The following is a 25,010-nucleotide window of genomic DNA, read 5'->3' on the forward strand; positions in this document are numbered from 1 at the left end:
GCGCGGCGACGGGGGCAGGCGCCGGCGCGGCGACGGGGGCGGGCGCCGGCACGGCGACGGGGGCGGGCGCGGATGTTGCGACGGGGGCGGGCGCCGGCACGGCGACGGGGGCGGGCGCGGATGCTGCGACGGGGGCGGGCGCCGCCTGGCGCACCGGATCGCGCGCGCTGGTCGTCGTGCGGCGCGCGGCGGTGCCGGGGTCCAGCAGGTCCAGCACCACCCGGCTGCCGACCACCAGGTGGCGCAGCTGCACGCCGGGCCGCAGTGTCAGCACCAGGCCCTCCGCCTGCTGCTCCGCCGCCAGCAGGTTGCGCAACGGCCGGGCGAGGGCCGCCGTGTCCAGCCGCGCCGGGCGCGCGAAGCTCAGCTCCGCCTTGTTGCCGGACTGGCTCAGCAGGTAGCCCACGCGCTCCGGCCAGTCGAAGACGATGCGGGTGAAGCCGGGATGGATGCCGGTGCGGATGCCGACCCGTGGCGGGGCCGGCTCCTCGCCCATCGCCAGGCCGGCGGGCAGCAGCAGCGTGGCGCAGAGCAGCGCGGCGCGCAGCCCCGCCCCGGTTCGGGTTGCCCGCATCCGGCGTTCAGTCGAACAACGCGTCGATGGCGGACTGGCTGATGCCGGCGCCCGGCATCTGCGGCCCGTTCAGCAGCGATTCCGGCGCGGCCGGCGTCGCCGGCGGCGGCGGCACCACCACGACGGGGCGGGTCAGCATGCCCTGGCGCGCCCCGGCGATGCGCCGTTCCACGGCCTGCAGTGCCGCCACCACCTTGGCGATGCGCTGGCCGGTGATGTCCTGGAAGGAACAGGCCTCGTAGATGCGCGTGATGGCGGTATCCAGCGGCTGCGCGTACTCCTGCCCCAGCTTGCCGGAAACCGCGGAGAGCGATTCGCAGGAATCCAGGATCTCGTGCGTCGCCTGCGCGGTGTGGGAGACGATGGCCGCCAGCTCGTCCGTCGCGGCGGGGATGTCCGGCGCATCGCCGTCATCCGCGCGCAGCGCCGCGACTTCGAGGCGTGCATCGGCGATGATGCGGCTCAGCGCGTCCAGCTCCGCCATCAGCGAACCGACGGTGGCGTTCAGGTGCATGTGCATGTCGGGGGCGCCTGCGTCAGGCATGGACCATCACCTTGGCGATCTTCTCGCGCAGCGTCTCGGCGTTGAAGGGCTTGACGATGTAGTTGGACACGCCGGCCTGCTTGGCGGCGACCACGTTCTCCGTCTTGCTTTCCGCCGTCACCATGATGAAGGGCAGGTGCTTCAGCCGGGCATCGGCGCGCACTTCGCGCAGCAGGTCCAGACCGGTCATCGGCTGCATGTTCCAGTCGCTGATGACCAGGCCGAAATTGCCGGCGCGCAGCTTGGCCAGCGCCTCATGCCCGTCGCTGGCCTCATCCGAATCGTTCATGTCGATCTGCTTCAGCAGGTTGCGGATGATGCGCGTCATCGTCTTGTAGTCGTCGACGACGAGAACCTTGGTGTTGTGGTCGAAGCTCACGGCAGGGGTCCTTCTGTCTGTCTAGCCGGGTGGAGGCGTCGTCCGAAGCCGCGCCAGCTCGACGGTGAGCTGGCGGACACGCTCCGGCTGCATCGCGCCGAGGATGGGCGCGGCCTTGCGTTCGGACATGCGTTGCAGGACCTGCACCAGCACCGGCAGGTCGAGCTCGTTGAACACGGCGGCGGCTTCGCGCGGGCGCATCGCCTCGTACAGCTTGGCCTGGGACCGCCAATGCGCCTCCTCGCGGTCCCGCGCCGCGGTGTCGGCGCGTTCCATCAGCGCCTGCAGCGAGACCAGCTCCGCCAGCCGCGCCTCGATGCGCTGTTCCGTCGCGGCGACCAGCGCCTCCCGCGCCGCCAGCGCCTGTTCGCGCGCCTCCAGCGCCTGGCGCCGGGCGCGCAGCGCGGCGGCGGTGGCCTCGATCTCCGGCGTTGCGGGCTCCGCCGCGGCCGGCGCGGGCGCGGCCGTGGGCGCGGGTGCCGGATCCGCCGCCAGGGCCGGCGCCGGCAGCAGGCCGGCGGACAGGCCCGGCAGCTGCGAGCCCAGGCTGGCAGCCTGCAGCAGCAGCAGCGCCACCGCCAGCAGCAGCATCGCGCGCATGGTCAGCATCGCCTTCATGCCTCGCGCCGCCGCCCGAGCGCCCGCAGCAGCTCCGCCTCGGCGCGGGCGCGCGGCAGGCTGGTGACCTGGCCACTGCCGCTGGCGGCCGCCTCCGGCTCCGTGCGCGGTGCACGCAGCCCGGCCTCCAGCCGGTCCGCCAGCGTCTCCGCGCGTTCCGACAGGAAGCGCAGATCCTCGCGCAGCGTGGTGGCGATGCGCACCTGCTCGGCCACGCCGCGCCCGGCGCCATCGGCGGCGTTGCGCAGCCGGGCGATCACCTGCTCCGCCTCCCGCGTCGCCTCGGCGAAGCTGCGCGTGCTCTCGGCCAGCGCGCCGCGGTCGCGCCGCAGCGCGGAAAGCGCGCGGTCCAGGCGGATGGCGGTGGGCAGCGCCGCGACGATCAGCAGCAGCAGCAGCGCCTCGACCAGCCAGCGCAGGTGGTCGAAGCCCAGATCGGCGATGGTCATGCCTCCTCCTCCGTCAGCAGGCTGCGGCCGTGTTCGCCGCGCGGCAGCACGCGGTCCACCCGCACCGCCAGCCGGTCGTTGCGGCGGCCGACATGGCCCTCGAACAGCGACGTGTCGCCGCAGCGCAGCCGCACCGGCGCGCCGGGGCCGACGCCGAGCGCGATGCTGTCGCCCACCTTCAGCCGCAGCACGTCGGCCAGCGACATGGTCTGCTCGTCCAGCACCACGTCCAGCGCCACGCCGGTCTGCCGCAGCTCCTCCGCCAGGTGGGTTTCCCAGATGCTGTCGCGGCCGAACTTCTCGCCCATGAACTGCTGCAGCAGCAGCTCCCGCACCGGCTCCAGCGTCGCGTAGGGCAGCAGCAACTGCAGCTCGCCGCCGCGATTCTCCATGTCCACGCGCAGCCGCACCAGCACGGCGGCGTTGGAGTTGCGGGAGATGGCGGCGAAGCGCGGATTCACCTCCAGCCGCTCGAAGCGGAAGCGGACGTTGGAGATGGGCGCGAAGGCGTCCGAAAGGTCGGACAGCACCACGCCGACCAGGCGCTGCACCAGCGTGCGCTCGATGGTGGTGTAGGGCCGCCCCTCGATGCGCATCGGGGAGGTGCCGCGCCGCCCGCCCAGCAGCACGTCCACCACGGAATAGATCAGCGCCGAATCGACGACGACCAGGCCGTAATTGTCCCACTCCTCCGCCTTGAAGACGGAGATCATGGCCGGCAGCGGGATGGAGTTCAGGTAGTCGCCGAAGCGCAGCGAGGTGATGCCGTCGATCGAGACCTCGACATTGTCCGAGGTGAAGTTGCGCAGCGCCGTCGACATCAGCCGCACCAGCCGGTCGAAGACGATCTCCAGCATCGGCAGGCGTTCATAGGAGACAAGGCCGCGCGCGATGACGCGCTCGATGCCGCTGCCGCCCTGTTCCTCGGCCCCGCCGCTGTCGCCGAAGCCCAGCAGGCTGTCGATCTCGGCCTGGTTCAGCACGCGCGTCGGCTCGACCGGCGCCAGGCTGGGCTGCGGCATCGCCAGCGGCGGCTCGGCCGTGGCGAGCCCGGGCGGCGACGGCTCCGGCCCCGCGGCGCCGGCCAGGATGGCCTCGGCGGCGGCGGTCGCCGCGGCCTCGCCCTGCGCCGCCTCGTCCAGCGCGGCGCCCCAGTCGAGGTCGCCCTCCTCCTCCTCCGGCTCGCCGGCGCCGCTCATTGGACGATCATCTCGACGAACAGCACGTCCGTCACCGCGCCGGCGCGCGTCGCCAGGTTGGCCCGCGCCAGCAATTCCTCGCGCAGCCGGTGCGTGCCGGCGCTGCCGCGCAACTCCTCCGGCCGGGTCTCCCGCAGATAGGTGGTGAACAGGTCCAGCAGCCGCGGCATCGCCGCCTGCGCCACCGCCACATCCTCCGCCCGCGCAACCTCGAGGCGAGAGCGCAGACGCACGAAGGTTGCGCGTCGATTGCCGACATTGAGGTTGGCGACGATGTCGGGGATCTCGACGAAGACCGGCGGCGCAGGCGGCGGCGCGTGTTCCGCCGCGGCCTCGCCGGCTTCCGCCGCGGCCTCGGCGAAGGGGCCGAGCTTCAGGAAGAAGGCGGCGCCGGCGCCGCCACCGGCCAGCAGCAGCAGCACGACGCCGAGGATGACGAACAGCCGGCCCTTGCCACGCCTGGCCGGGGGTGCCTCCGTCGCTGCGACCGCTGTGCTCACACCGCCTCCGTCCTGGAATGCGGGATCGGTCTATGGCGCGGCTGTTAATGCCTCCTTGCCGGGCCGGCGCGCCGCAAGAAACCGGCAACAACTGGCGCCTAGATGATGGTCCGCGGCACGGGGCGGGCCCGGCACGTTGCAGGTCAGACAGGAGGCAGCCGCTTGGACACGCCAGGCTACATCGTGCTCTCCCGCCTCGCGGCGCAGCGGCGCGCGACGGATGTGCTGGCGGCGAACATCGCCAATGCCGGCACGCCGGGATTCAAGGCCAGCCAGGCCATCTTCGCGCAGGAATTGACGCGCCAGCCCGGCATCGATGCGCCCGCCGGCGGCCAGCGCCTGGCCTTCACGCAGGACCGCGCCACCTGGCGCAACAACGCCGCCGGTTCACTGCAGCACACCGGCAACCCGCTGGACCTGGCGCTGTCCGGCGAGGGCTATTTCGCGGTGGAGACGCCGCGCGGCGAGCGCTTCACCCGCGCCGGCCACTTCACCCTGTCGCCCGAGAGCCTGGTGGTGGACCCGGACGGCAATCCTGTGCTGGGCGAGGGCGGGCAGCCGCTGCGGCTGCCGCCGGGCGACGTCCGGATCGAGGTGAAGGGCGACGGCACGATCGCCAGCGAGACGGGCCAGATCGGCCGGCTGCGCGTGGTGCGCTTCGAGGACCGGCAGCAGCTTCTGGCGGAGGGCAACCGCCTGTTCGCCGCGCCCGAGGGGGTGGAGGCGCAGCCCGACCCCGCCCCGCGCGTGGTGCAGGGCGCGGTGGAGGAATCCAACGTCAGCCCGGTGGCGGAGCTGACGCGGCTGACCGCGGCGCTGCGTGAATTCCAGTTCGCCGCCCAGTTCATCGAGAAGGAAGGCGAGCGGCTGGGGTCCGCCGTCGACCGCATCCTCAAGCGCCGATAGGAGCCTCCGCACATGCGCGCACTCGACATCGCAGCGACCGGCCTGCAGGCGCAGCAGACCAACGTCGAAGTCATTTCCAACAACATCGCCAACATGAGCACGACGGGCTTCAAGCGCCGCCGTGCGGAATTCCAGGACCTGATCTACCAGAACCTGCGCCGCGCCGGCTCGCAGAGCTCGGACCAGGGCACGGTGCTGCCTTCCGGCGCGCAGCTCGGACTCGGCGTGCGCACGGCGGCGATCTACCGCATCTCCGAACAGGGTGGCCTGACGCAGACGGAGAACCGCTTCGACCTGGCGGTGCGCGGCAACGGCTATTTCCCCGTCACGCTGCCCTCGGGCGAGACGGCCTATACGCGGGCCGGCAGCTTCGGCCTGGCGCCGGACGGCACCATCGTCACGGCGGATGGCTTCGCCGTCTCCGGCGGCGTGGTGGTGCCGGCGGCGGCGCGCGACGTGACGATCAACGCGGCGGGCGAGGTGCTGGTGAAGCTGGACGGGCAGGTGCAGCCGCAGAATGTCGGCCAGATCCAGCTCGCCATCTTCGCCAATGAGGGCGGGCTGGAGGCGACCGGGGACAACCTGTTCCTGGCCACCCCCGCTTCCGGCGAGGCGCAGCCCGGCGTGCCCGGCGCCGTCGGCTACGGCCAGGTGATGCAGGGCTTCCTGGAACAGAGCAACGTGAACGTGGTGCAGGAGATCACCAACCTGATCACCGCGCAGCGCGCCTATGAGATGAACAGCAAGGTGGTGACGGCGAGCGACGAGATGCTGTCCACCCTGACGCGGATGCGCTGATGCGCCGCGCCGCGCTGTTCGCCTGGCTTCTGCTGTCGCCGTTGCCGGTCCTGGGGCAGGTCCTGCTCCCGGCCCCGGCGCCGCGCGCCTGGGCGCCGGTGGATGGCGCGACAGTGACGCTGGGCGACCTGTTCGAGAATGCCGGCCCGCGCGCTGACGCCACGCTGGGCCCGTCGCCCGCGCCCGGCCGCCGCTTCGTGGTGGAATCGCCGCAGCTGGCGATGATCGCGCGCGACTACGGCCTTGCCTGGCGGCCGCTGGGCGGCGAGGAACGCGTGGTGGTGGAACGCCCCGGTCGCGTCCTGGCGCTGGAGACCCTGTTCGAGCCGCTGAAGGCGGAGCTTGTCGTCCTCGGTGCCGATCCGGCGCAGGAGATCGACGCGCCCGGCTTCACGCCGCCCACCGTGCCCGCCAATGCGCCGGAAGCGCGCGTCGCCGTGGACGATGCCCGCTGGGCCGCTGGCAGCCAGCGCTTTTCCGCCACGCTGGTGATCGTCGCCGAAGGCATGCCGACGCTGCGCCAGCGCATCGCCGGCCGCACCGTGGTGATGCGCGACGCCGTGCTGGCCACGCGCGCGCTGCGCAACGGTGAGACGCTGGAGGAAGCGGATCTGGAATCGCACCGCATGCCGGTCGATCGCGCCCCGGCCGGTGCGGCGGACTCGCTGGAGGATCTGGTCGGCCAGCGGCTGCGCCGCAGCCTGGCCGCCGGCCAGCCGGTGCGGGAGGCGGATGTCGTCGCCGTGCCGCTGGTCGCGCGCGACCAGCCGGTGCTGCTGGTGGTGGAGGAGCCGGGCCTGTCGCTCAGCGCCCAGGCCGTGGCGCTGGAAGACGGCTTCCGCGGCCGCGCCATCACCGTGCTGAACCTGTCCAGCAACCAGGCGGTGCGGGCGGAGGTGCTGGACCGCCGCCGCGTCCGCGCCCTTGGCCCCGGCGGGGTGAATCAGAGGCTCGCGGCCCGCGCCGCGCAACGGGATCGTTCCAGATGATGCGCCCAGCCCCCCTGCTGCTGGTCCTTCTCCTCGCCGGCTGCGGCACCGCGCAACGCCTTTCCGAGGTCGGTCGCGCGCCCAGCATGGCGCCGATCGAAAGCCCGGACCTGCGGCCGATCTCCATGCCGATGCCGACGGCGCAGGTGGCGCCGCCGGAGGCGAATTCCCTGTGGCGCCCGGGCAGCCGCACCTTCCTGCGCGACCAGCGCGCGGCGCAGGTTGGCGATCTGGTGACGGTGCTGGTGCAGATCACGGACCAGGCGAACCTGCAGAACAGCACGCAGCGCACCCGCGCCAACACCGAATCGCTCGGCCTGCCGCGGCTGCTGGGGCTGGAGAGCAGCTATGGCAGGCTGCTGCCGAACGGGATCGATCCGTCGCAGCTGCTGTCAGGGGCTTCCGACAGCGCCAGCCAGGGTGGCGGCGCCATCCAGCGCACGGAAACCATCACGCTGCGTGTCGCGGCGACGGTGACGCAGACGCTGCCCAACGGCAACCTGGTGGTCGCCGGGCGGCAGCAGGTGCGGGTGAACCAGGAGCTGCGGGACATGCAGGTCTCCGGCATCATCCGCCCGCAGGACATCGCCAGCGACAACACGGTGAAGCATGACCGGCTGGCCGAGGCGCGCATCGCCTATGGCGGCCGCGGCACGGTCAGCGACGTGCAGGCGCCGCGCTACGGTCAGCAGCTTCTCGACATCATCCTGCCCTTCTGACCATGCGCGCGATCCTCCTGCTTCTCATCCTTCTGGCCAGCCCGGCATTCGGGCAAACCGGTGTCCGCATCAAGGACATCGCGGATGTCGAGGGGGTGCGCGACAACCAGCTTGTCGGCTACGGCCTCGTCGTCGGGCTGAACGGCACGGGCGACCGGCTGCGCAACGCGGTGTTCACCCGCCAATCGCTGATCGGCATGTTGGAGCGGCTGGGTGTGAACACCCGCGACCAGGAACGCCAGCTGGAAACCCGCAACGTGGCGGCGGTGATGGTGACCGCGAACCTGCCCGGCTTCGCGCGCACCGGCAGCCGTATCGACATCAGCGTCTCCGCCCTCGGCGATGCCACCAACCTCACCGGCGGCACGCTGGTGGTGACGCCGCTGCTGGGCGCGGATGGCGAGGTCTATGCCGTGGCGCAAGGCGCGCTGGCCACCGGCGCCATCGCGGCCCGCGGGGCGGCGGCTTCCGTCACCCGCGGCGTGCCGACGGCGGCGCGCATCGCCAACGGCGCGATCGTCGAGCGCGAGGTGCCCTTCGCCTTCGCCTCCCGCACCCAGATCCGCCTGTCGCTGCGCAACCCGGACCTGACCACGGCGCGCCGCGTCGCCGCCGCCATCAATGGCTTCGCGCGCGGGCCAGCGGCGGTGGCGACGGATCCGCGCAGCATCACCGTCTCGCTCGGCGGGCGTGACCCGGTGGGCTTCGTCGCGGATATCGAACAGCTGCGGGTCACGCCGGACCAGGTGGCGCGCGTGGTGATCGAGGAAGCCTCCGGCACCATCGTGATGGGCGCCAATGTCCGAATCAGTACCGTCGCCATCGCGCAGGGCAACCTGACCATCCGCGTGACGGAGACGCCGCAGGTGGTGCAGCCCAACCCGCTGGCCGGTGGCCAGACGGCCGTGGTGCCGCGCACGAATGTGGAGGTGGACGACCAGTCCGAGCGCCGGCTTGGCATCCTGCCCGGCGGCACCACGCTGCAGAACCTGGTCGAGGGGCTGAACCGGCTGGGCGTCGGGCCGCGCGACATGATCTCCATCCTGCAGACCATCAAGGCGGCCGGCGCATTGCAGGCCGATATCGAAGTGAGGTGACGCGCATGGACCTTCCCCCGCTGCCGCCGGCCGGCCTCACCGCCACGCCGCGCGCGCCCGCCAATGCCAGCCGCGCCGCAGCCGAGAATTTCGAGGGCCAGGTGCTCGGCGTGATGCTGCAGGAGATGTTCGCCGGCCTCGGCAGCAAGGGGCCCCTTTCCGGCGGCCAGGCGGAAGCGCAGTGGCGGCCGCTGCTGGTGCAGGAATTCGGCAGCGCCATCGCGCGCGCCGGCGGGCTCGGCATCGCCGATTCGGTGATGCGCCAGTTGCGGGGGCAGGGCGGATGAGCGGGGAACTGACGGCGGCGGTGGAGGCGCTGGAACAGGCGCTGCGGGCGGAGACGCAGGCGCTGAAGGCGCGCGACCTGCTGGGTGCGGCGGCGATGCAGCCGGAGAAGACGCGCGCGGTGGAGGCCTTCGTCCGCCTGCGCGGGCTGGCGCCGGACCGGTCCATGGCGCTGCGGATCGACCGGCTGCGCCAGGCGGTGGCGCTGAACCGGGAGATGCTGGAAGCGGCGATGGCGCTGCAGGCGCGCGTCCTCGGCGTCATTGCCCGCGCCGCGAGCCGCCCCGCCGCCATGCCCGGCTACGCGGTGCCGCGGCGGCCGCAGGCCGCGCCGGTGTCGCTTTCGGTCAAGGCCTGAAGCGCCAGGTTAACACGGCCGCAACCGCGCCACCGCTTCCTGCCGACCGACGCTTTCGTGGCAGGAGGCCGCGATGATGGACCCCCAGGCGCTGGGCACGGCCATGGCCGCGCTCGCCGCCGTGCTGCTGCTGATCCTGCTGGTGGCGCGCGCCCTGCGCCGCTTCGGCCTGGCGCCCGGCGCGGCGCCACGTGGCCCGCGCCGCCTGGCGCTGGTGGAGGCGCTGCCGATCGATGGCCGTCGCCGCCTGCTGCTGCTGCGCTGCGACGGGCAGGACGTGCTGTGCCTGGTGGGCGGCCCGCAGGACCTGGTGCTGAAGCTGCCGGACGCGAAGCCGTGAGGCGCCTGCTGGGCCCGCTGCTGCTGCTGCTGCCCGGCGCGGCGCTGGCGCAGAGCGTGAACATCGATATCGGCGGCGACGGGGCCGGCGCCACGGCGCGGCTGGTGCAGTTGACGGCGCTGATCGGGATGCTGTCGCTGGCGCCGTCCCTGCTGGTGATCGCCACGGCCTTCGCGCGCATCATCATCGTGCTGTCACTGCTGCGCAGTGCCATCGGCGCGCAGGGCGTGCCGCCGAACCCGGTGCTGATCGGGCTGGCGCTGTTCCTCACCTGGTTCGTCATGGCGCCGGTGCTGGAGCAATCCTGGCAGCAGGGGCTGCAGCCGATGACGCGCGGCGAGATCGCCGAGCTTGCCGGGTTGCAGGCGGCGGCGGAGCCCTTCCGCGCCTTCATGACGGCGCATGCGCGCGATGCCGACCTGGTGCTGTTCCTGGATCTGGCGAAGCTGGCGCCGCCGGAAGCCGGCAGCCCGATGCCCTGGCGCGCGCTGGTCCCGGCCTTCATGGTGGGGGAGCTGCGCCGTGCCTTCGAGATCGGCTTCCTGCTGTTCCTGCCCTTCCTCATCATCGATATCGTGGTGGCCAGCGTGCTGATGGGCCTCGGCATGATGATGCTGCCGCCGCCCACCATTTCGCTGCCCTTCAAGCTGGTGTTCTTCGTGCTGGTGGATGGCTGGCGGCTGCTGGCGGGAAGCCTGGTGCAGGGCTTCGCGACGGGGTGAGCAGAGCAATCTGCGTTCAGGCGAACGCAGCGTGCTCTGGACCATGATCCACAAAGACGGATCATGGTCTGCCCCCTGCCGAGAGGGTGCTTCACCGCTGCGGCGGTTCCGCTTTCGCGGATCACGCTCTACGCCGCCGCGCGGCGCAGCGCGGCGAGGTCGAGCTTCACCATGCCCATCATCGCCTGCGCCACCCGCGCGCCGTTGGGGCCGGACATCAGCGCGCCCATCTCCCGCGGCACGATCTGCCAGGACAGGCCCCAGCGGTCGCGCAGCCAGCCGCATCGCTGCTCCGCGCCGCCTTCCTTCAGCCTCTCCCACAGATGGTCGATCTCCGCCTGGGTCGCGCATTCGGCGGAGATCGAGACGCTGTGGTTGAAGGCCTCGGGCGCGCCCGTCTGCATGGCGCGGTAGCGCTGGTCGCCAAGGTTGAAGTCGACGACCTCGACACCGCCCATGGGGGTCCGGACCGGCCCCATGGCGGAGCCCGGGATCAGCGCGGTGTAGCAGCGCACCGCCGCCTGCATGTCCCGCGCGAACCACAGGAACTGGATGACCAGGGTCATGCCGCACCGGCCTTGCCGACCAGCGCGAAGATGGCGCCCTGCGGGTCCATCCCGATGAGGATCCGGTCGCCGCCCGGCACCTCCGCCGGGCCGTGAAGGACCTGGCCGCCGCCGTCCTTCACCTGCTGCGCCGCGGCCTCGATGGCGGGGACGCGGAAGTAGAAGCGCCACATCGGGGGCGCGCCGCCCTGCTGCGGCATGATGGCGCCGAAGGCGCGGCCCTGCTGTTCCATGAGCTGGTAGCCGCCCATCTCGCCCATCGGCAGAAGCGCGCCGCGCGACCAGCCGAAATGCCGCGCGTAGAACTCCACCGCCGGCTCCAGCGCCCCGGCGCCCAGCTCGTTCCACGCGCAATGGCCCACCGCATCCGGCGCGTAGCTGGTGCTCTCGCGGTCACTGGCGCCGCGCATGACGTAGAAGGGGGCGCCATGCGGGTCCGTCACCATGGCGATGCGGCCGACCTCCGGCAGGTCCCGCGCCGGCATCTGCACCTGGCCGCCATCGGCCGTGATGGCCGCGAGGGCGGCGTCCACGTCATCCACCCCGATATAGCCGAGCCAGCCGGGCGGCACGCCCTCCGGCGCCTGCATCATGCCGCCGACCGCCTCCGCCCCATGGCTCAGGATGCGGTAGCCTGGGTGACCGCCATTCGGGCCGTCATGGCTGCTGACATGCCAGCCGAGCAGCCCGGCATAGAAGCGGGTGGCGGCCTCGGGATCGCTGGTCAGCAGCTCGTACCAGATGAAGCTGCCATGCGGGTTTGCCATGTCCGGATCCCCTTTCAGGCGTCGAGGATGGGCTGGAAGCCGCCATAGATCATGCGCTGGCCGTCGAAGGGCATCTGCATGTCCTTCATGCGCGGATCCTCCATCATCCGCTTCATGCCGGCGTCGCGCACCGCCTTGGAGGGCCATTCGATCCAGGAGAAGACCACCACCTCCTCCGCCCTGGCCTGCACCGCGCCCTTGAAGTCGGTGACTTTGCCGTCCGGCACGTCATCGCCCCAGCATTCCACCAGGCGCAGCGCGCCGAACTCCTTGAAGATCGGCAGAGCCTGCCGGGCGTGGTCCAGATAGGCCTGCTTGTTGGCAGCGGGCACGGCGGCCACGAAGCCATCGACGTAGTTCATCCTCGCCCTCCAAAACATAACTGACAGGTTAAGTAATAGGTCGCGCCAGGGTCGTCCAGCCTGATCTTGACACGGACGCTTGAGCGAGCGGGCCCGGCGCCGCCCGGTTCAGCCTGCGCCCGGCCGCCCGCCGCGTCCCAGCGCGACCGCCAGCACCAGCAGCAGCATGGTGGCGGTGCTGGCCGCGACGCGGAGGTGGTTCCAGGCGGTCCAGGGTCCGGCATAGCCCGCCCAGGTCTCGGCGGCGTTGGTCGCGGTGACCTGCGCCTGGGCGAGGCTGTCATTGAGCGGCAGGTTGAAGAGCACCGTCACCAGGATCACGCCCAGGCCGTAGACCACCGCCGCCGCGCCGGCGGCCCCGGCACGCTGCCGCGCGCCAAGGGCCACCTGCGCGGCGCCGGCGGCCAGCGCCAGGGGAAGCGGGCCGAAGAAGACGAAGGCGAAGAAGGCGGTGCGGATCCCGGCATTGGCGGCCCGCATCGCCTCCACCGCCGTCAGGGGCGCGGCGGCGGAGAGCCCCGGCATGACCGTGAAGCTCCAGCTCCAGAAGAAGCCGGCGCTCCAGCCCGCGGACAGGACCGCCAGGCCAAGCAGGATTGCGGCAAGGATAGGCATGTGCCGGGATTACATCGGCAGGCCGCCCGGGGGCCACCCTGCGGCGCCCCTGCCGTGCCGCAAGACGATGAAACTTTGCGGGCGGCCGGGGGCGGCCGCCGCCGTGGACGGCTCACACGTCCAGATTCGCCACCTTCAGCGCATTGCCGACGATGAATTCGCGGCGCGGCTCGACCACATCGCCCATCAGCGTCGAGAACACCTGCTCCGCATCCTCCACATCCTCCACCCTGACGCGCAGCAGGGTGCGGGCGGCGGGGTCGAGCGTGGTCTTCCAGAGCTGGTCGGGATTCATCTCTCCCAGCCCCTTGAAGCGCTGGATGGTCAGGCCGCGGCGGCCCTGGGCCAGGACGCGGTCGAAGGCCAGCAGCGGGCCGTGCTGGGTGGTCTCGGTGGAATCGAAGGCCAGCACGGCGGGCCCGGCGGCGTAGTCCCGGGCGAACATCTCCCGCCGCTCATCCAGCCAGCGCGCCTCCGCACTGCGCAGCGCGGCCGGGTCCAGCGTGTGGCGTTCCGTCACGCCGCGCACCACGCGGTACAGTTGCAGCCCGGCGCCATCCGCCGTGGCCTTCCAGCCGCGTTCGGAGGGCGGGGCCAGCGCGTCCAGCCGTGTCGCCAGCAGCGCGGCGCCGGCCAGGGCGCGGTCCGCATCGGGCGTCAGGGCGCCGGCGACCGCCGCCTGCTCGATGATGCCCGCCGGCACCTGGGTGGCCAGCCGGCGCATGCGGGATGCCACCTGGCGTAGCCGCTCCACCTCCTCCGCCAGTTCCTCCCGCGCCAGTTCGCGCCCATCGGCGAAGCGGATGCGGGCACCGGCCAGCGCCTTTTCGAGAAGAAAATCCTCCAGCGCCCGGTCGTCCTTCAGGTAGCGCTCATCCTGGCCGCGCTTGGCGCGATAGAGCGGCGGCTGGGCGATATACAGATGGCCGCGGTCGATCAGGGAGGGCATCTGCCGGAAGAAGAAGGTCAGCAGCAGGGTGCGGATATGGCTGCCGTCCACGTCGGCGTCCGTCATGATGACGATGCGGTGGTAGCGCAGCTTGTCGGCGGAGAAGCCGCCGCGATCCTCCGGCCCCGGGCCGATGCCGGTGCCGAGCGCGGTGATCAGCGTGCCGATCTCGGCGGAGGACAGCATCTTGTCCATCCGCGCCCGCTCGACATTCAGGATCTTGCCCTTCAGCGGCAGGATGGCCTGGAAGCGCCGGTCGCGCCCCTGCTTGGCGGAACCGCCGGCGCTGTCACCCTCGACCAGGAAGATCTCGGATTTCGCCGGGTCCTTCTCCTGGCAATCGGCCAGCTTGCCGGGCAGGGTCGAGATATCCAGCGCGTTCTTGCGGCCGACCTTGTCGCGCGCCAGCTGCGCCGCCTTGCGCGCGGCGGCCGAGAGCACGACCTGCTCCAGCACCAGCTTGGCTTCCTTCGGATGCGTCTCGAACCAGTGGGAGAGCGCATCGGCCACCGCCATGTGCACCACCGGCTGCACCTCGGAGGAGACCAGCTTGTCCTTGGTCTGGGAGCTGAATTTCGGGTCCGGCACCTTCACGGAGAGGACCGCCGTCAGGCCCTCGCGCATGTCGTCGCCGATCAGCTCGACCTTTTCCTTCTTGGCGAGGTCCTCGGCGTATTTCATCACCACGCGGGTCAGCGCCTGGCGGAAACCGGCCTGATGGCTGCCGCCGTCGCGCTGCGGGATGTTGTTGGTGTAGCACAGCGCCACTTCATGCGGGCTGGAGTTCCACCACATCGCCAGTTCGACACGGATGCCCTCCGTCGCCTTGGTCACCAGGCTGATCGGCGGCTTGAAGATCGGCTCCTTGCTGCGGTCCAGCCATTCGACGAAGGCGACGAGCCCGCCCTTGAACTCGAAATGCGCCTCCACCGCCGGCACGTGCCGGTCGTCGCGCAGCGAGATCTTCAGGCCGGAATTCAGGAAGGCCAGCTCCCGCAGCCGGCGTTCCAGGATGGGGTATTCGTATTCGGTCTTGGTGAAGGTGCCGGCGGAGGGCTTGAAGGTCACCTGCGTGCCGCGCTGATGCGTCGACTCCCCCACCACGCGCAGCGGCTGCACCGTGTCGCCATGCTCGAAGCGGATGAAATGCTCCTGGCCGTCGCGCCAGATGCGCACCTCCATCCATTCTGAGAGCGCATTGACCACCGCGGCGCCGACGCCGTGCAGGCCGCCGGAGACCTTGTAGCTGTTCTGGTTGAACTTGCCGCCGGCATGCAGCCGGGTCAGCACCACCTCGGCGGCGGAGACGCCTTCCTCGGCATGGATGTCCACGGGGATGCCGCGGCCGTCATCGGTGACGGTGACGCTGCCATCGCCGTTCAGCACCACGTCGCAGGTGGTGGCGAAGCCGGCCTGCGCCTCGTCCACCGCATTGTCGATGATCTCGAAGGCCATGTGGTGCAGGCCGGAGCCGTCATCGGTGTCGCCGATATACATCCCCGGCCGCTTGCGCACGGCTTCGAGCCCGCGCAGCACGGTGATCGAGGCGCTGTCATAGACATCCCCGCCCCCCTCAATCGGCGGGTTCGGCGGGTTGGCGCGCGCGGCGGCGTCGGACATGCCGGCGGAGGCTCCTGAATGGCGATGTGAAACCATGCTTATAGCAGGGATTCGCGCGGGTTGCGGCGCTGGTAGTTTACCGGAGCGGCGCCCCGGATGCCACCCCGGGACGGCGGCATTTGCCCGCCCGCCCGAATCCGCTGCGGGGAAAATCCGCAAGCCTGTTCAAGGGTTTGCGGCCCGCAGCCGATCGTCCCGCGGCTCAGGCCGCCAGCAGCCCTTCCGGCGTCGCCCGGAAGGCCTCCGCCGCGCCCAGCAGGGGGGCGAAGATGTCGGGCTCCGTGCCGGTCAGGAACACCTGGGCGGGCAGGGCGGCCAGCGCCGCGTACAGCGCCTCCCGCCGCGCCAGGTCCAGATGCGCCGCCACCTCGTCCAGCAGCAGCAGCGGGGCGTAGCCGCGCGCCGCGCCGATCAGCGCCGCATGCGCCAGCACCACGGAGACCAGCAGCGCCTTCTGCTCCCCGGTCGAGCATAGCGCCGCCTCCAGCCCCTTCGGCAGGTGCACCAGCGTCATGTCGCTGCGATGCGCGCCCTGCGCGGCGCCGCCCGCCGCGGCGTCGCGGGCGCGGCAGCGGGCCAGATCCTCCCGCAGCCGGTCCTCCACCGCCAGCGCCGGCGCCTCGTCCAGCGCGGCGGCGATCGGGCAGGCCAGGTCCATCCGCGCCGCCGGGAAGGCGCCGGTGGCGGTGCCGGCTTCCAGCAGCAGGTTCAGCCGCTGGCCCAGCGCCCGCCGCGCGGCGACGGCCGCCACGGCATGGCGGGCCATCGCATCCTCCAGGGCCGCCAGCCAGGCGGCATCGCGCCGGCCTTCCGCCAGCAGGCGGTTGCGCCCGGCCATGGCGGTGTCATGCGCCGCCACCTCCCGCGCATGGCCGGGCTCCAGCGCCCAGACCAGCCGGTCCAGGAAGCGCCTCCGGCCGGAGGCGCCTTCCTGGAACAGCCGGTCCATCTGCGGCGTCAGCCACACGGCCGCCGCCCGCCCGGCCAGCTCCGCCTGGTTCCGCGCCGGCTCGCCGTCGATCATGTAGCGGCGGCGGCTGCCCTCGGCGCTCTCACCCACCGTGCCGGTGCCGATCTCCGCCGCGCCCTGCGGCCCCTCGAAGGCGCCGAAGGCAGCCCAGGGCAGGGGCGGCGCGCCCGCCGCCCGCCGGCCGATCTCCCGCGCCGGGGCACCGCGCAGCCCGCGCCCGGGGCCGAGCAGGCTGATCGCCTCCAGCAGATTGGTCTTGCCCACGCCGTTGGGGCCGGCGATCGCCACGATCCGCCCGCTGAACCGCTGCTCGAACACGGGGTAGGAGCGGAAATCCGTCAGCCGCAGGCGGGCGAGGCGGAGCGTGGGGGCGGGGGTCAGGATGCGCGTTCCGGGCTTGCGGCCTGCGTGGCGATTAAGGCGAACGAAGCTGGAACGTCAAGACGGGCCTCGCCATCGCCGGCCGGGCATGGGATGGCTGCCGGCATGAGGTTTCTTCCGCTGCTTCTCCTCCTCGCCACCCCCGTCCTGGCGCAGGCGCCGCCACCGGCCTGCACCTTCCCCCGGGGCGGGGAGGAGCTGAACGAGGATTGCCTGGCCTTGCTCGCCGGCATCGCGGCGGACTGGCAGGCGGCCCAGGCGCGGGGGGCGGCGCCGGGCCTCGCCGTGCGCGGCTTCGCCCGCGAACAGCAAGGGCCGCGGCTGGACGGGCTGATCAGCCGCCGCCGCGCGGTGGCGGTGGCGGAGGAATTGCGCCGGCTGGGCGTCGATCCCGACAGGCTGGAGGTCACCACCCCCGCCCTGCCGGACCGCCAGGCCGGGCGGCTGGTGGACCCCTTCAGCCGCAGGGTGGAGATCGTGGCGCGCTGACTCAGCGCACCATCGCCACCAGCCCGCTCTGCTCCCGCACCGCGTCGAAGCGCAGGTCGGGAAACTCCTCCTCCGCCCGCTTGCGGCGCCAGTCGCTGCCGAACAGGGCGACATATTCGCCGTCATGGTCGGTCGCCGTGTCGCCGCGGTTGGTGGTGGCCCAGCGTTCCACCGCCGCGCGGTCGCCCTTGGGCGAGGAGATCCAGCGCATGGTCTGCCAGCGGGTCTCGTCGAATCCCGCCGGCACGCTGTATTCGAAGGAAAGGCGGGATTTCAGCACGTCCAGCTGCAGCTGCCCCACCACGCCGACCACGGGCGGGGAGCCATCCAGCGGCCGGAACACCTGCACCACGCCTTCCTCCGCCAGCTGGTCCAGCGCGGTGCGCAGCTTCTTCGCCAGCATCGGGTCGCCAAGCCGCACATGGCGCAGGATCTCGGGCGCGAAGCTGGGCACGCCGCGGAAGTTGATGTCCTCGCCCTCGGTCAGCGTGTCGCCGATGCGCAGCGTGCCGTGGTTGGCGATGCCCACCACATCGCCCGGCCAGGCCTCCTCCGCCACCTGGCGCTCCTTGGCGAAGAAGAACAGCGGCGCGTTCACCGGCACCTGCTTGCCGGTGCGCACCTGGCGCAGCCGCATGCCCTTGGTCAGCCGGCCGGAACACAGCCGCAGGAAGGCCACGCGGTCGCGGTGGTTGGGGTCCATGTTCGCCTGCACCTTGAAGACGAAGCCGGTCAGCCTGTCCTCCGCCGCATGCACCGGGCGCTTGTCCGCGGCGCGGTCGCCCGGCGGGGGCGCGTAGTCCGCCAGCCCCTCCAGCAGGTGGCCGACGCCGAAATCCCGCAGCGCGGAGCCGAAATACACCGGTGTCAGCGTGCCTTCGCGGAATTTCGCGAGGTCGAAGGCGGCCAGGCCGGCCTCGGCCAGCAGGATGTCCTCCGACAATTGCGTGGCACGTTCCTCGCCCACCAGGGCGGCGATGCGCGGGTCGTCTGGCCCCTCCACCGCGATGCCGCCTTCCTCCGTCGCATCCACCGGCATCAGGCGCTTCGCCAGGATGTCGTAGGTGCCCCAGAAGGTGCTGGCGCGGCCCACCGGCCAGGCGACGGGGGCGGCGTCCAGCGCCAGGGTCTGCTGGATCTCGTCGATCAGCGCGAAGGGGTCCAGCGCCTCCCGGTCCATCTTGTTGACGAAGGTGACGATGGGAATGTCCCGCAGCCGGCACACCTCGAACAGTTTTCGAGTCTGACTCTCGATGCCTTTCGCGGCGTCGAGAACCATCACGGCGGCGTCGACCGCCGTCAGGGTGCGGTAGGTGTCCTCCGAGAAATCCTCGTGGCCCGGCGTGTCCAGCAGGTTGAACACCATGCCGTCGCGCTCGAAGGTCATGACGGAGGTGGCGACGGAAATGCCGCGGTCCTGCTCGATCTTCATCCAGTCCGACCGGGTGCGCCGCGCATTGCCCTTGGCGCGCACCGCCCCGGCGAGCTGGATGGCGCCGCCCTTCAGCAGCAGCTTTTCCGTCAGCGTGGTCTTGCCGGCGTCCGGGTGCGCGATGATCGCGAAGGTGCGGCGCCGCGCGGCTTCGCGCGCGACGATATCGGTGGCGGAGGTATCGCTCATGCCCCGCATATAGCCCCGGGCGCGGCGCTTTGCGATTCAGGCCGGAAGCCGGTCAGCCCAGCAGGCGGTCCGGGTCGGGGATGGCGAGGTCCGTGCCCTCCGCCACCAGCCGCAGGCCGGGGCGGCCGGCCGCGCCCTCCGGCAGCTTCAGGCGGAAGGCGCAGAATCCCCCGGCGATCCCAGCCGCCGCCAGGTCCGGCCGGTGCAGCTGCGCCCGGGTGGCGGCCCAGGGGGCGGGCAGGGGCGCGCCCTCGGCCACCAGCCGCAGCGTCACCGGCCCGGCTGCCAGAAGGTCCGTGGCCCAGCCATGCAGCGTGCCATCCTGAACCCGGTCCAGCCGGCCGAGCAGGTTGCGCGGCCGGGGGTGGGCCACCGGCGGCGCGGCCAGGAAGGCGGCGAGAAGCGCATGGTCCGCGCTGGCCTGCACCGCCGCCGCCCAGGGCGGCAGGGCGTCGTCGGCGCGGAATTCGTAGCGTTCATACACCAGGTCGCCGGCGCCTTCCGCCAGCGCCGCCTGGCAGCGGCCGAAGGCGGCCAGCGCCGCCTCGAAATCCGGCCCCTCCGCCGCGCAATCTGCGGCCAGCCGGGCGCGGGCGGCTTCGTGCAGGGCGAGGTCGGTGGCGAACAGCGCCCGATGCGCCGCCGCCGCTGCCCGGGCCTGCCGCCGCGCCGCTTCCTGTGCCGGGTCCAGCCGCGTCACGTTGCGGGCCACGTACAGCGGCGGCCCCCAGCCCAGCCGGCGGGCCATCAGCAGCAGGGAGCGGTCGAAATCCTCCGCCACGCCGACCACGGCGATGGCGTCCCGCAGATTGGCCAGCGCCGCGTCCCGCAGCGGCCGCGTGGCGCGGCCGGCGATCTGCTGCGCCTGCGCCTCGCCGCGGCCGTGGCGGCCGGTCAGGAAGCCCATCGGCGTCAGCGCGCCCGACAGGATCTCCGCCCGCTGCTGGTGGTGCGGGTAGCTGAAGGCGTAGAAGTACTCGGACAGCACGCGCTCCACCGGGTCGCGCAGCATGGTGAAGTACAGGCAGGGCTCCCGCAGCGCCTCATGCAGGCCGAGGAACTGGTGCCCGGTCAGCAGCGTCACCGGCGGCCGGGTCGCCATCACCTGGCGCAGCTGCGCGCCGATCTCCGGCATCGGCCGGCGGTCGCCGGCGCCGAGGTCCACATACAGCACATGCCGCGCCCCGTACTGGCGCGAAAGGACGGTGCGCAGCGAGGACCCCGCGGTCTTCGGCACATGCAGGAAGACGTGGTGCGGCGCCGTCACGCCAGGCGCACCCGCGGCGTGTTGTTGGAGATGGCGAGGCTGGCCGCCGCATCCTCCCGCAGCCCGAGGGGCCCGGGCTTCAGTCCCAGCGCGGCGAAGGCTTCCTGGAAGATGTGCACCGGCTCCGCATAGCCCTGGCCGGGCGGCAGGTTGGGCAGCCGGGCGCCGCTGTCCGGCAGGCGGATCACCGTGCCGCCGTCGAGGTCGAGCCGCCGGGGCTTGCCGATCTCCACCACCACCACCCGCAGCTTCGCCCCCAGCCTGCCGCGCAGGGCGGCCACGAGGTCCCGGGGCGCGAGAAAGCCGTTCAGCGCCGGGTTGCTGCCGCCATCCGGGGTGCCACCGGGCCAGCCGCCGAAACTGCCGTTCAGTACCGCCAGCGGCCGCTCCGCCCGCGCCAGATCCGCCCAGAGCCGGGCGAACAGGGCGGTGTATTTGGCGTTCAGCCGCTCGATCGCCGCCTCGGCGATCGGCCGCACCAGCGCGCCGTCACGGTCGAAATCATGGTGGTGCAGCAGGTTCAGCCGGCGGTTGTAGACGCTGTTCGTGCCATCCGCCGGCTCGGTCACCGCCAGATCCTCGCGCGCCACCTGGAAGCGGAAGCCCGGCTCCAGCAGCGCCAGCATCGACTTCGCCGGCGTGATCCACCAATCGAAGGGATAGGCGCGGTCGGTCTCGAAATGGTGACGGAGATTCCAGGTGTTGCGGCAATTGGGGCCAAGGCTGAAGACCAGGTCGGGGTCGTGCATCCCGTCATCCATGCCTGGGTGGCGTCCCTGTGCGTGAAGCGCCAGCTTTATGGGCGCCGGCGTCGGCGCACAAGCTGCCGGGCCCGCGGGGCCGGGCGCCGATCGCGGCGCCCGAGCATCGGCATGGGGTGAGGGTTGCGCCGGACGCGCAGCGATCCCCCCTTTTCCCCGGGGTGCGCAACGGCTACATAGGCGCCCATGCAGGCACGAAAACTGTTCGACTTCAATGACCGTCGCAATGCGGCGGAAGAGGCCCGTAAGAAGGCAGCGGAAAAGTTCCAGGCGCTGAAGTCGCGCCTCGACGATCCCGCGGTGCAGGCCAAGCTGGCCGAGCAGAAGGCCATCGCGGACGCGCGCGCCCAGCGCCTGGCCGAGCGCGCCGCCGAGAAGGCCGCGGAAGCCGCCCGGATTGCCGCCGAGAAGGCCGCCGCCGAAGCCGCCGCCGCTGCCGCCCGGCGCGAGGCGGAGCGCTTGGCCGCCGAGGAGGCGATGCGCAACCGCGCCGCCGAGATCGACGCCGCCAACCGCGCTTCCATTCTCGACGCCGAGAAGAAGGCCCGTGCCCTGGCCATGGCCGCGGAGCAGAAGGCCAAGCGCGACGCGCGCTACGCCGCCCGCAAGGCGCGCACCAAGTAGCCTGCGGCGGGGCACATCCCGGCATGGGTCGAGGCGGGGGAAACCCCGCCTTTTGCGTATCCGGCGCTTTTGCGCCTGGATCAGGACCTCAGAGATCGTTTGAGAATGCCGGCGGCCGAGGGTCGGCAAGCGCTTTGTCGACCGTGCGAGGCGCCGGGCGCAGCCGATGCTGGTTGCAGCGCCAAGGTGGGCAACGCAGCAGGGATGGAAAAGCGCCCGCCGAACCGACCCGCTGGTGTTCCCAAGGGTCTCTTGCACCGAAGCCCGGTGATCGTGACCGGTCACCGCCTCAATCGCCGGCTTCGCGGCGCGCCACCGGGCGCGGTCGCGCGCACGGCCCTTCGGGCCGCAGGTCGGACCCTGGTGCGCCGCGTGTCAGATCTTCGCCGCCAGCTCCGGGCAGCACGCGCCCAGCGCCGCGCCGGGCCGCAGCCCCAGGTCGCGGCACGCGACGAAGGCACAGGCGAGGTTGGAGGAGACCATCGGCACGCCGAGGCGACCGGCCATCCAGCCCATCGCATCCAGCGTCGGCATCCCGGTGCCGGAGAGCAGCACCGTGCAATCCGCCGGCGGCGCCAGCCGTGCCAGCCCGTCCGCCACCTCCTCCGGTGAAAGCTCATAGGCGCGGAAGCGGTCGGAAAGCTTGAAGCTCTCCACCAGCTCGAGCCCGGCGGCGCGCCAGTAGCGTTCAGCGCGCTCCGTCAGCCAGCCCGGATAGGGCGAGAACAGCAGCAGCCGCTGCCGGCCCAGCGCCGCCAGCGCCGCGGCCAGGGCGCGCGCGGCCAGGATCACCGGCCGGCCCGCCGCCGCGGCCAGGCGCTGCTGCACCGCCGCATCCGCCTCCGGCGCCAGGGCGTAGCTGGGGCCCGTGATGCCGCTGATCACCGCATCCAGCGCCAGGTCGCCGAAATCGCCCAGCGCCGCTTCCATCGCCGCCGGATAGGCGGCGTTGCGCTGTTCCAGCGTGGTGCCGGGCATCACCGGCAGGCGCGTCACATGCAGCGCAGCCCCTGGCGGCAGCAGGTCGCGCAGTTCCGGCTCCACCGCCGGGTTGGCGGAAGGGGCCAGCAGGCCGATGCGGTGCGTCGGCAGGTGGCGCGGCGCGGGCCAAGGGGACATGCTGGCGCTCATGCCGGGGTGCCCGCCGTGGCGATGTCGAGCATCGAGGCCTCCCGCGCCCAATCCAGCGCCTGGGCCGGGGAAAGCCCCGCCATGCGGGCCACCTCCGCCCCCGGCGCGGCGGCCACGCGGCTGTCGGTGCGCGGCAGCAGCGCCTCCCGCACCACGCGCAGCCGGGCTTCCGCCCAATGGTCCAGCAGCCGGTCCTCGCCGCCATCCAGCACGCGTTCCAGCGTCGCGGCCAGCGTCATGGCATCGTGGATGCCGGCATTCATGTTCATGCCGCCGCGGGTGTTGGTCAGGTGCGCGGCATCGCCCGCCAGCAGCACCCGCCCGGCGCGGCAGGCGGTGGCCATGGCGCGCTGCACGCCATAGACATCCCGCCCGGCGATCTCGAGGTCGCGCGCCTCGGGCAGGAAGCGGGCGATGCGGGCGCGGGCGTGGTCCTCCGCCATCGCGGCCTCGTCCGACATCGCCGGCGGGATGCGGAAGATCAGCCGCCAGACCGCCGGCATGCGCAGCAGGGAACAGGTGCCCTCGGCATCGGCCAGGTAGCCCAGCCCGTCCAGCCCCGGCACCACCGTCCGCAGGTCCAGCGGCGTCAGCAGCCGCAGCACCCGGTGGGCGTAGTCGCTGGTCTCCACCCCGATGCCGGCCAGGCCGCGCAGCGCGCCGGAGGCGCCGTCGCAGCCCACCGCGTAGCGGGCGCGCAGCGTGCTGCCATCCGCCGCGCGCAGCGTCACGCCTTCGGCATCCTGCGCCAGGGCGATGACGCCGGCGGCAAACCGCACGCAGCCCTCGGGCAGGGCGGCCAGCAGCGCCGGTGTCAGGTCCTGCTGTTCACGGTGCCAGCGGAAGGGAAAGCCCGTCTCACCGGCCAGGATGCCAAGGTCGAGGCTGGCGCTGGCGCCGTCCTCCACCTGTCGCCACAGGATGCGGTCCACCCGCACCCCGCCGGGCAGCAGCGGCGCCAGCACGCCCAGGCCGTGCAGCGCATCGAGCGTCGGCGGGTGGAAGGTGGAAGCGCGGGAGGCGGCGGACAGGCCCGGCCGCTTCTCCAGCACCCGCACGGCGATGCCGCTGCGGCTCAGCGCCAGGGCCAGGGCCAGCCCCACCGGGCCGGCGCCGACGATCGCGATCTCGGTCTCACCGTACATCGAACAGGCCTTCCGCCGGGGCATCGTGCAGCAGGGCGGCGATGGCGCGCCGTGTGCCGTCCGGCCCCAGGACGGGGCCGGCATAGGCACGGAACTTCGCCACCGTCTCATCCTCCGACATCGGCCGGTCGGCATCGCCGGTGACGCTGGTGACGCGGGCTTCCGCCGCGCCGATGCGCACCGTGGCGCCGCGCGCCCCGGCGGCGGTCAGCGCCGCATCCTCCTCCAGCACCACCGCCGCTTCCAGCGCCCTGATCCGCGGGTCCGCCAGCGCCGCCTCGGTATAGGCGGCGGGGCCGAGCCCGCCCTGGGCGAGGGCCGCCGCCACCGCCCAGCTCAGGCTGAACTGCGCGGCGATGGCCGCGCGCGGCGCCCGGTTGCCGGCATAGCGCAGCGCCTCCGCATAGGTGGCGATGGTGATGCGGGATGGCACGCCTTGCACCTTCGGCCGCAGCGCCAGTGCCGCTTCGGCCGCATAATGCGCGTGGCGGACGCCGGCATGTGGCTTCTGGTAGGACTCCAGCAGCAGAAAGGTGCCGGCGGGCGCCGTCACGGCAGGGCTCTCATGGCCCAGGGCGATGCGGCGGGCCTCGGCGAATCCCTCCCTCGGGGCGTCCATGCCGGCGGCGGCGGCGGCGGCGGCCATCTGGCCGAGCAGCGCGGCGTGGCTGGCATAGCTGTTGCGGCCATCCATCCCGGCCGCGATCGGCGCATACAGCGCGAAGGGGATCTGGCAGGCGGCCAGGCGCACCGCGCGCCCCACCCCGGCCATATCCAGCCCGGCCAGCCGCGCCGCCGCCGCGGCGGCGCCCAGGCTGTGCCAGGAGCCATCGACATGCATGCCCGGCCGGATGCGCCAGGCCTCCCCGGCGCGGGCCGCGACCTCATACCCCAGGGCGAAGGCGGCCAGGGCCAGGGCGGGGTCGGCGCCCTGCGCGCGCGCCACCAGGGCCAGCGGCGCCACCGGCAGCGCCGGCCGGCCATGCGCGCGGGCCAGCCCCTCATTCGCCTCGTCCCAGCAGGTGGCCGCCGCCAGCACGGCGGCTGCCGCGCCCGGGGCCAGCATGGCGCCGGCCAGGTGCAGCTTGCCGGGGAAGGGCGCTGCCATCGCCGCGGCGAAGGCGGCGACGCGCGGATGCGCCAGCCCGGCCAGGGCGCAGCCCAGGCTGTCCAGCAGCAGCCGCCGCGCCTTGCCGGCGGCGGCTTCGCCCGCAGGGCCCGCCGTCGATGGCCCGGCGAAGGCCCAGTCGATGATGTCCTGCAAG

The 25,010-nt window shown here is 72.6% G+C and carries 30 protein-coding genes; 11 read left to right on the forward strand and 19 right to left on the reverse strand.

The window, feature by feature from the left end:
- From HEQ75_RS27850 to HEQ75_RS12565, 7 genes are all read right to left on the reverse strand, one after another.
- On the reverse strand, positions 1-574 hold a 574-nt coding region (locus HEQ75_RS27850), incomplete at its 3' end, for a hypothetical protein (protein ID WP_456237390.1).
- A gap of 7 nt (positions 575-581) precedes the next feature.
- Positions 582-1,118, reverse strand: coding sequence for a protein phosphatase CheZ (locus HEQ75_RS12540; RefSeq protein ID WP_168030965.1), 537 nt, complete (start codon positions 1,116-1,118; stop codon positions 582-584).
- Entirely contained in the window at positions 1,111-1,497 is a 387-nt protein-coding gene (locus tag HEQ75_RS12545; protein WP_168030967.1) for a chemotaxis response regulator CheY, read from the reverse strand. The genes HEQ75_RS12540 and HEQ75_RS12545 overlap by 8 nt, the downstream gene beginning before the upstream one ends.
- A 21-nt stretch (positions 1,498-1,518) precedes the next feature.
- Positions 1,519-2,115, reverse strand: coding sequence for a MotE family protein (locus HEQ75_RS12550; protein WP_168030969.1), 597 nt, complete (start codon positions 2,113-2,115; stop codon positions 1,519-1,521).
- Positions 2,112-2,564: a DUF6468 domain-containing protein gene (locus tag HEQ75_RS12555; protein WP_168030971.1), complete on the reverse strand. Its 453-nt coding sequence runs from the start codon at positions 2,562-2,564 to the stop codon at positions 2,112-2,114. Before HEQ75_RS12555 ends, HEQ75_RS12550 begins: the two co-directional genes overlap by 4 nt.
- On the reverse strand, positions 2,561-3,763 hold the full coding sequence (gene fliM, locus HEQ75_RS12560) for a flagellar motor switch protein FliM (RefSeq protein WP_168030973.1): 1,203 nt from the start codon (positions 3,761-3,763) through the stop codon (positions 2,561-2,563). The genes HEQ75_RS12555 and fliM overlap by 4 nt, the downstream gene beginning before the upstream one ends.
- Positions 3,760-4,263 carry a flagellar basal body-associated FliL family protein gene (locus tag HEQ75_RS12565; protein WP_168030975.1) on the reverse strand — a complete coding sequence of 168 codons (504 nt, stop codon included), beginning with the start codon at positions 4,261-4,263 and terminating at the stop codon, positions 3,760-3,762. Before HEQ75_RS12565 ends, fliM begins: the two co-directional genes overlap by 4 nt.
- Positions 4,264-4,425: 162 nt before the next feature.
- Here HEQ75_RS12565 and flgF point away from each other — a divergent pair, with 162 nt between their 5' ends.
- The 9 genes from flgF (at position 4,426) to fliP (ending at position 10,477) form a co-directional block, all read left to right on the forward strand.
- Positions 4,426-5,169 carry a flagellar basal-body rod protein FlgF gene (flgF, locus tag HEQ75_RS12570; protein ID WP_168030977.1) on the forward strand — a complete coding sequence of 248 codons (744 nt, stop codon included), beginning with the start codon at positions 4,426-4,428 and terminating at the stop codon, positions 5,167-5,169.
- Positions 5,170-5,181: 12 nt separating this feature from the next.
- Positions 5,182-5,967, forward strand: coding sequence for a flagellar basal-body rod protein FlgG (gene flgG, locus HEQ75_RS12575; RefSeq protein WP_168030979.1), 786 nt, complete (start codon positions 5,182-5,184; stop codon positions 5,965-5,967).
- Positions 5,967-6,956 carry a flagellar basal body P-ring formation chaperone FlgA gene (flgA, locus tag HEQ75_RS12580; RefSeq protein ID WP_168030981.1) on the forward strand — a complete coding sequence of 330 codons (990 nt, stop codon included), beginning with the start codon at positions 5,967-5,969 and terminating at the stop codon, positions 6,954-6,956. Before flgG ends, flgA begins: the two co-directional genes overlap by 1 nt.
- Positions 6,953-7,675 carry a flagellar basal body L-ring protein FlgH gene (gene flgH, locus HEQ75_RS12585; RefSeq protein WP_168030983.1) on the forward strand — a complete coding sequence of 241 codons (723 nt, stop codon included), beginning with the start codon at positions 6,953-6,955 and terminating at the stop codon, positions 7,673-7,675. The genes flgA and flgH overlap by 4 nt, the downstream gene beginning before the upstream one ends.
- A gap of 2 nt (positions 7,676-7,677) precedes the next feature.
- Positions 7,678-8,772 (forward strand): flagellar basal body P-ring protein FlgI, encoded by a 1,095-nt coding sequence (locus HEQ75_RS12590; protein ID WP_168030986.1) that lies wholly within the window; start codon positions 7,678-7,680, stop codon positions 8,770-8,772.
- Positions 8,773-8,777: 5 nt separating this feature from the next.
- Complete coding sequence (locus tag HEQ75_RS12595; RefSeq protein WP_168030988.1) at positions 8,778-9,059, forward strand: rod-binding protein; 282 nt, start codon at positions 8,778-8,780, stop codon at positions 9,057-9,059.
- Entirely contained in the window at positions 9,056-9,415 is a 360-nt protein-coding gene (locus HEQ75_RS12600; protein WP_168030990.1) for a hypothetical protein, read from the forward strand. Before HEQ75_RS12595 ends, HEQ75_RS12600 begins: the two co-directional genes overlap by 4 nt.
- A gap of 73 nt (positions 9,416-9,488) precedes the next feature.
- On the forward strand, positions 9,489-9,755 hold the full coding sequence (locus HEQ75_RS12605) for a flagellar biosynthetic protein FliO (protein WP_168030992.1): 267 nt from the start codon (positions 9,489-9,491) through the stop codon (positions 9,753-9,755).
- Entirely contained in the window at positions 9,752-10,477 is a 726-nt protein-coding gene (fliP, locus tag HEQ75_RS12610; protein ID WP_328733785.1) for a flagellar type III secretion system pore protein FliP, read from the forward strand. The genes HEQ75_RS12605 and fliP overlap by 4 nt, the downstream gene beginning before the upstream one ends.
- 128 nt (positions 10,478-10,605) lie before the next feature.
- Here the strand turns inward: fliP and HEQ75_RS12615 are convergent, their stop codons facing one another.
- The 6 genes from HEQ75_RS12615 to recF all read right to left on the reverse strand — a co-directional run bounded on the left by HEQ75_RS12615 (position 10,606) and on the right by recF (position 16,707).
- Positions 10,606-11,043: a VOC family protein gene (locus HEQ75_RS12615; RefSeq protein ID WP_168030996.1), complete on the reverse strand. Its 438-nt coding sequence runs from the start codon at positions 11,041-11,043 to the stop codon at positions 10,606-10,608.
- Entirely contained in the window at positions 11,040-11,810 is a 771-nt protein-coding gene (locus HEQ75_RS12620; protein WP_168030998.1) for a VOC family protein, read from the reverse strand. Before HEQ75_RS12620 ends, HEQ75_RS12615 begins: the two co-directional genes overlap by 4 nt.
- Before the next feature lie 14 nt (positions 11,811-11,824).
- Positions 11,825-12,172 (reverse strand): DUF1428 domain-containing protein, encoded by a 348-nt coding sequence (locus HEQ75_RS12625; protein ID WP_168031000.1) that lies wholly within the window; start codon positions 12,170-12,172, stop codon positions 11,825-11,827.
- Positions 12,173-12,280: 108 nt separating this feature from the next.
- The gene (locus tag HEQ75_RS12630; RefSeq protein ID WP_168031002.1) at positions 12,281-12,787 is read right to left on the reverse strand and encodes an anthrone oxygenase family protein; all 507 of its coding nucleotides are present in this window, start codon (positions 12,785-12,787) and stop codon (positions 12,281-12,283) included.
- A gap of 112 nt (positions 12,788-12,899) precedes the next feature.
- Complete coding sequence (gene gyrB, locus HEQ75_RS12635; protein ID WP_168031004.1) at positions 12,900-15,356, reverse strand: DNA topoisomerase (ATP-hydrolyzing) subunit B; 2,457 nt, start codon at positions 15,354-15,356, stop codon at positions 12,900-12,902.
- 202 nt (positions 15,357-15,558) lie between these two features.
- The gene (gene recF / locus HEQ75_RS12640) at positions 15,559-16,707 is read right to left on the reverse strand and encodes a DNA replication/repair protein RecF (protein ID WP_209318526.1); all 1,149 of its coding nucleotides are present in this window, start codon (positions 16,705-16,707) and stop codon (positions 15,559-15,561) included.
- Between the two features lie 105 nt (positions 16,708-16,812).
- Here recF and HEQ75_RS12645 point away from each other — a divergent pair, with 105 nt between their 5' ends.
- Positions 16,813-17,196 carry an OmpA family protein gene (locus HEQ75_RS12645; RefSeq protein ID WP_168031006.1) on the forward strand — a complete coding sequence of 128 codons (384 nt, stop codon included), beginning with the start codon at positions 16,813-16,815 and terminating at the stop codon, positions 17,194-17,196.
- A gap of 1 nt (position 17,197) precedes the next feature.
- Here the strand turns inward: HEQ75_RS12645 and HEQ75_RS12650 are convergent, their stop codons facing one another.
- From HEQ75_RS12650 to HEQ75_RS12660, 3 genes are read right to left on the reverse strand one after another with little or no spacing between them, the layout of a single operon-like run.
- Complete coding sequence (locus HEQ75_RS12650; RefSeq protein ID WP_168031008.1) at positions 17,198-18,817, reverse strand: peptide chain release factor 3; 1,620 nt, start codon at positions 18,815-18,817, stop codon at positions 17,198-17,200.
- A 52-nt stretch (positions 18,818-18,869) separates the two neighbouring features.
- A complete protein-coding gene (locus HEQ75_RS12655) occupies positions 18,870-20,084 on the reverse strand; it encodes a sulfotransferase family 2 domain-containing protein (RefSeq protein ID WP_168031010.1) in 1,215 nt (404 codons plus the stop codon).
- Positions 20,081-20,833, reverse strand: coding sequence for a DUF1796 family putative cysteine peptidase (locus HEQ75_RS12660; RefSeq protein ID WP_168031012.1), 753 nt, complete (start codon positions 20,831-20,833; stop codon positions 20,081-20,083). The genes HEQ75_RS12655 and HEQ75_RS12660 overlap by 4 nt, the downstream gene beginning before the upstream one ends.
- A gap of 198 nt (positions 20,834-21,031) precedes the next feature.
- Between HEQ75_RS12660 and HEQ75_RS12665 the strand changes: the two genes are divergently transcribed.
- Positions 21,032-21,469, forward strand: a complete 438-nt coding sequence (locus HEQ75_RS12665) for a DUF6481 family protein (protein WP_168031014.1) — start codon at positions 21,032-21,034, stop codon at positions 21,467-21,469.
- Between the two features lie 375 nt (positions 21,470-21,844).
- On the opposite strand, the gene HEQ75_RS12670 is transcribed toward HEQ75_RS12665, so the two are convergent.
- The 3 genes from HEQ75_RS12670 to HEQ75_RS12680 are packed head-to-tail and all read right to left on the reverse strand — an operon-like array spanning position 21,845 to position 25,009.
- The gene (locus tag HEQ75_RS12670; protein ID WP_168031016.1) at positions 21,845-22,588 is read right to left on the reverse strand and encodes a maleate cis-trans isomerase family protein; all 744 of its coding nucleotides are present in this window, start codon (positions 22,586-22,588) and stop codon (positions 21,845-21,847) included.
- Between the two features lie 8 nt (positions 22,589-22,596).
- On the reverse strand, positions 22,597-23,745 hold the full coding sequence (locus tag HEQ75_RS12675) for an FAD-dependent oxidoreductase (RefSeq protein WP_168031018.1): 1,149 nt from the start codon (positions 23,743-23,745) through the stop codon (positions 22,597-22,599).
- Entirely contained in the window at positions 23,735-25,009 is a 1,275-nt protein-coding gene (locus HEQ75_RS12680; protein ID WP_168031020.1) for an MmgE/PrpD family protein, read from the reverse strand. Before HEQ75_RS12680 ends, HEQ75_RS12675 begins: the two co-directional genes overlap by 11 nt.
- Position 25,010 lies beyond the last annotated feature (1 nt).

This window comes from Falsiroseomonas selenitidurans, from assembly GCF_012103215.1.
GTDB classification, from domain to species: domain Bacteria; phylum Pseudomonadota; class Alphaproteobacteria; order Acetobacterales; family Acetobacteraceae; genus Falsiroseomonas; species Falsiroseomonas selenitidurans.

Excerpts from the sequence above, each read along its gene's own strand:
- HEQ75_RS12600 (WP_168030990.1), top strand. The coding sequence starts at position 9,056 with ATGAGCGGGGAACTGACGGCGGCGGTGGAGGCGCTGGAACAGGCGCTG.
- HEQ75_RS12615 (WP_168030996.1), bottom strand. The coding sequence starts at position 11,043 with ATGACCCTGGTCATCCAGTTCCTGTGGTTCGCGCGGGACATGCAGGCG.
- flgA (WP_168030981.1), top strand. The coding sequence starts at position 5,967 with ATGCGCCGCGCCGCGCTGTTCGCCTGGCTTCTGCTGTCGCCGTTGCCG.
- HEQ75_RS12620 (WP_168030998.1), bottom strand. The coding sequence starts at position 11,810 with ATGGCAAACCCGCATGGCAGCTTCATCTGGTACGAGCTGCTGACCAGC.
- HEQ75_RS12675 (WP_168031018.1), bottom strand. The coding sequence starts at position 23,745 with ATGTACGGTGAGACCGAGATCGCGATCGTCGGCGCCGGCCCGGTGGGG.
- flgH (WP_168030983.1), top strand. The coding sequence starts at position 6,953 with ATGATGCGCCCAGCCCCCCTGCTGCTGGTCCTTCTCCTCGCCGGCTGC.
- HEQ75_RS12645 (WP_168031006.1), top strand. The coding sequence starts at position 16,813 with ATGAGGTTTCTTCCGCTGCTTCTCCTCCTCGCCACCCCCGTCCTGGCG.
- HEQ75_RS12670 (WP_168031016.1), bottom strand. The coding sequence starts at position 22,588 with ATGTCCCCTTGGCCCGCGCCGCGCCACCTGCCGACGCACCGCATCGGC.
- HEQ75_RS12630 (WP_168031002.1), bottom strand. The coding sequence starts at position 12,787 with ATGCCTATCCTTGCCGCAATCCTGCTTGGCCTGGCGGTCCTGTCCGCG.
- HEQ75_RS12625 (WP_168031000.1), bottom strand. The coding sequence starts at position 12,172 with ATGAACTACGTCGATGGCTTCGTGGCCGCCGTGCCCGCTGCCAACAAG.
- flgG (WP_168030979.1), top strand. The coding sequence starts at position 5,182 with ATGCGCGCACTCGACATCGCAGCGACCGGCCTGCAGGCGCAGCAGACC.
- HEQ75_RS12665 (WP_168031014.1), top strand. The coding sequence starts at position 21,032 with ATGCAGGCACGAAAACTGTTCGACTTCAATGACCGTCGCAATGCGGCG.
- HEQ75_RS12605 (WP_168030992.1), top strand. The coding sequence starts at position 9,489 with ATGATGGACCCCCAGGCGCTGGGCACGGCCATGGCCGCGCTCGCCGCC.
- gyrB (WP_168031004.1), bottom strand. The coding sequence starts at position 15,356 with ATGTCCGACGCCGCCGCGCGCGCCAACCCGCCGAACCCGCCGATTGAG.
- HEQ75_RS12650 (WP_168031008.1), bottom strand. The coding sequence starts at position 18,817 with ATGAGCGATACCTCCGCCACCGATATCGTCGCGCGCGAAGCCGCGCGG.
- HEQ75_RS12555 (WP_168030971.1), bottom strand. The coding sequence starts at position 2,564 with ATGACCATCGCCGATCTGGGCTTCGACCACCTGCGCTGGCTGGTCGAG.
- HEQ75_RS12540 (WP_168030965.1), bottom strand. The coding sequence starts at position 1,118 with ATGCCTGACGCAGGCGCCCCCGACATGCACATGCACCTGAACGCCACC.
- HEQ75_RS12590 (WP_168030986.1), top strand. The coding sequence starts at position 7,678 with ATGCGCGCGATCCTCCTGCTTCTCATCCTTCTGGCCAGCCCGGCATTC.
- HEQ75_RS12550 (WP_168030969.1), bottom strand. The coding sequence starts at position 2,115 with ATGAAGGCGATGCTGACCATGCGCGCGATGCTGCTGCTGGCGGTGGCG.
- HEQ75_RS12595 (WP_168030988.1), top strand. The coding sequence starts at position 8,778 with ATGGACCTTCCCCCGCTGCCGCCGGCCGGCCTCACCGCCACGCCGCGC.
- fliM (WP_168030973.1), bottom strand. The coding sequence starts at position 3,763 with ATGAGCGGCGCCGGCGAGCCGGAGGAGGAGGAGGGCGACCTCGACTGG.
- HEQ75_RS12660 (WP_168031012.1), bottom strand. The coding sequence starts at position 20,833 with ATGCACGACCCCGACCTGGTCTTCAGCCTTGGCCCCAATTGCCGCAAC.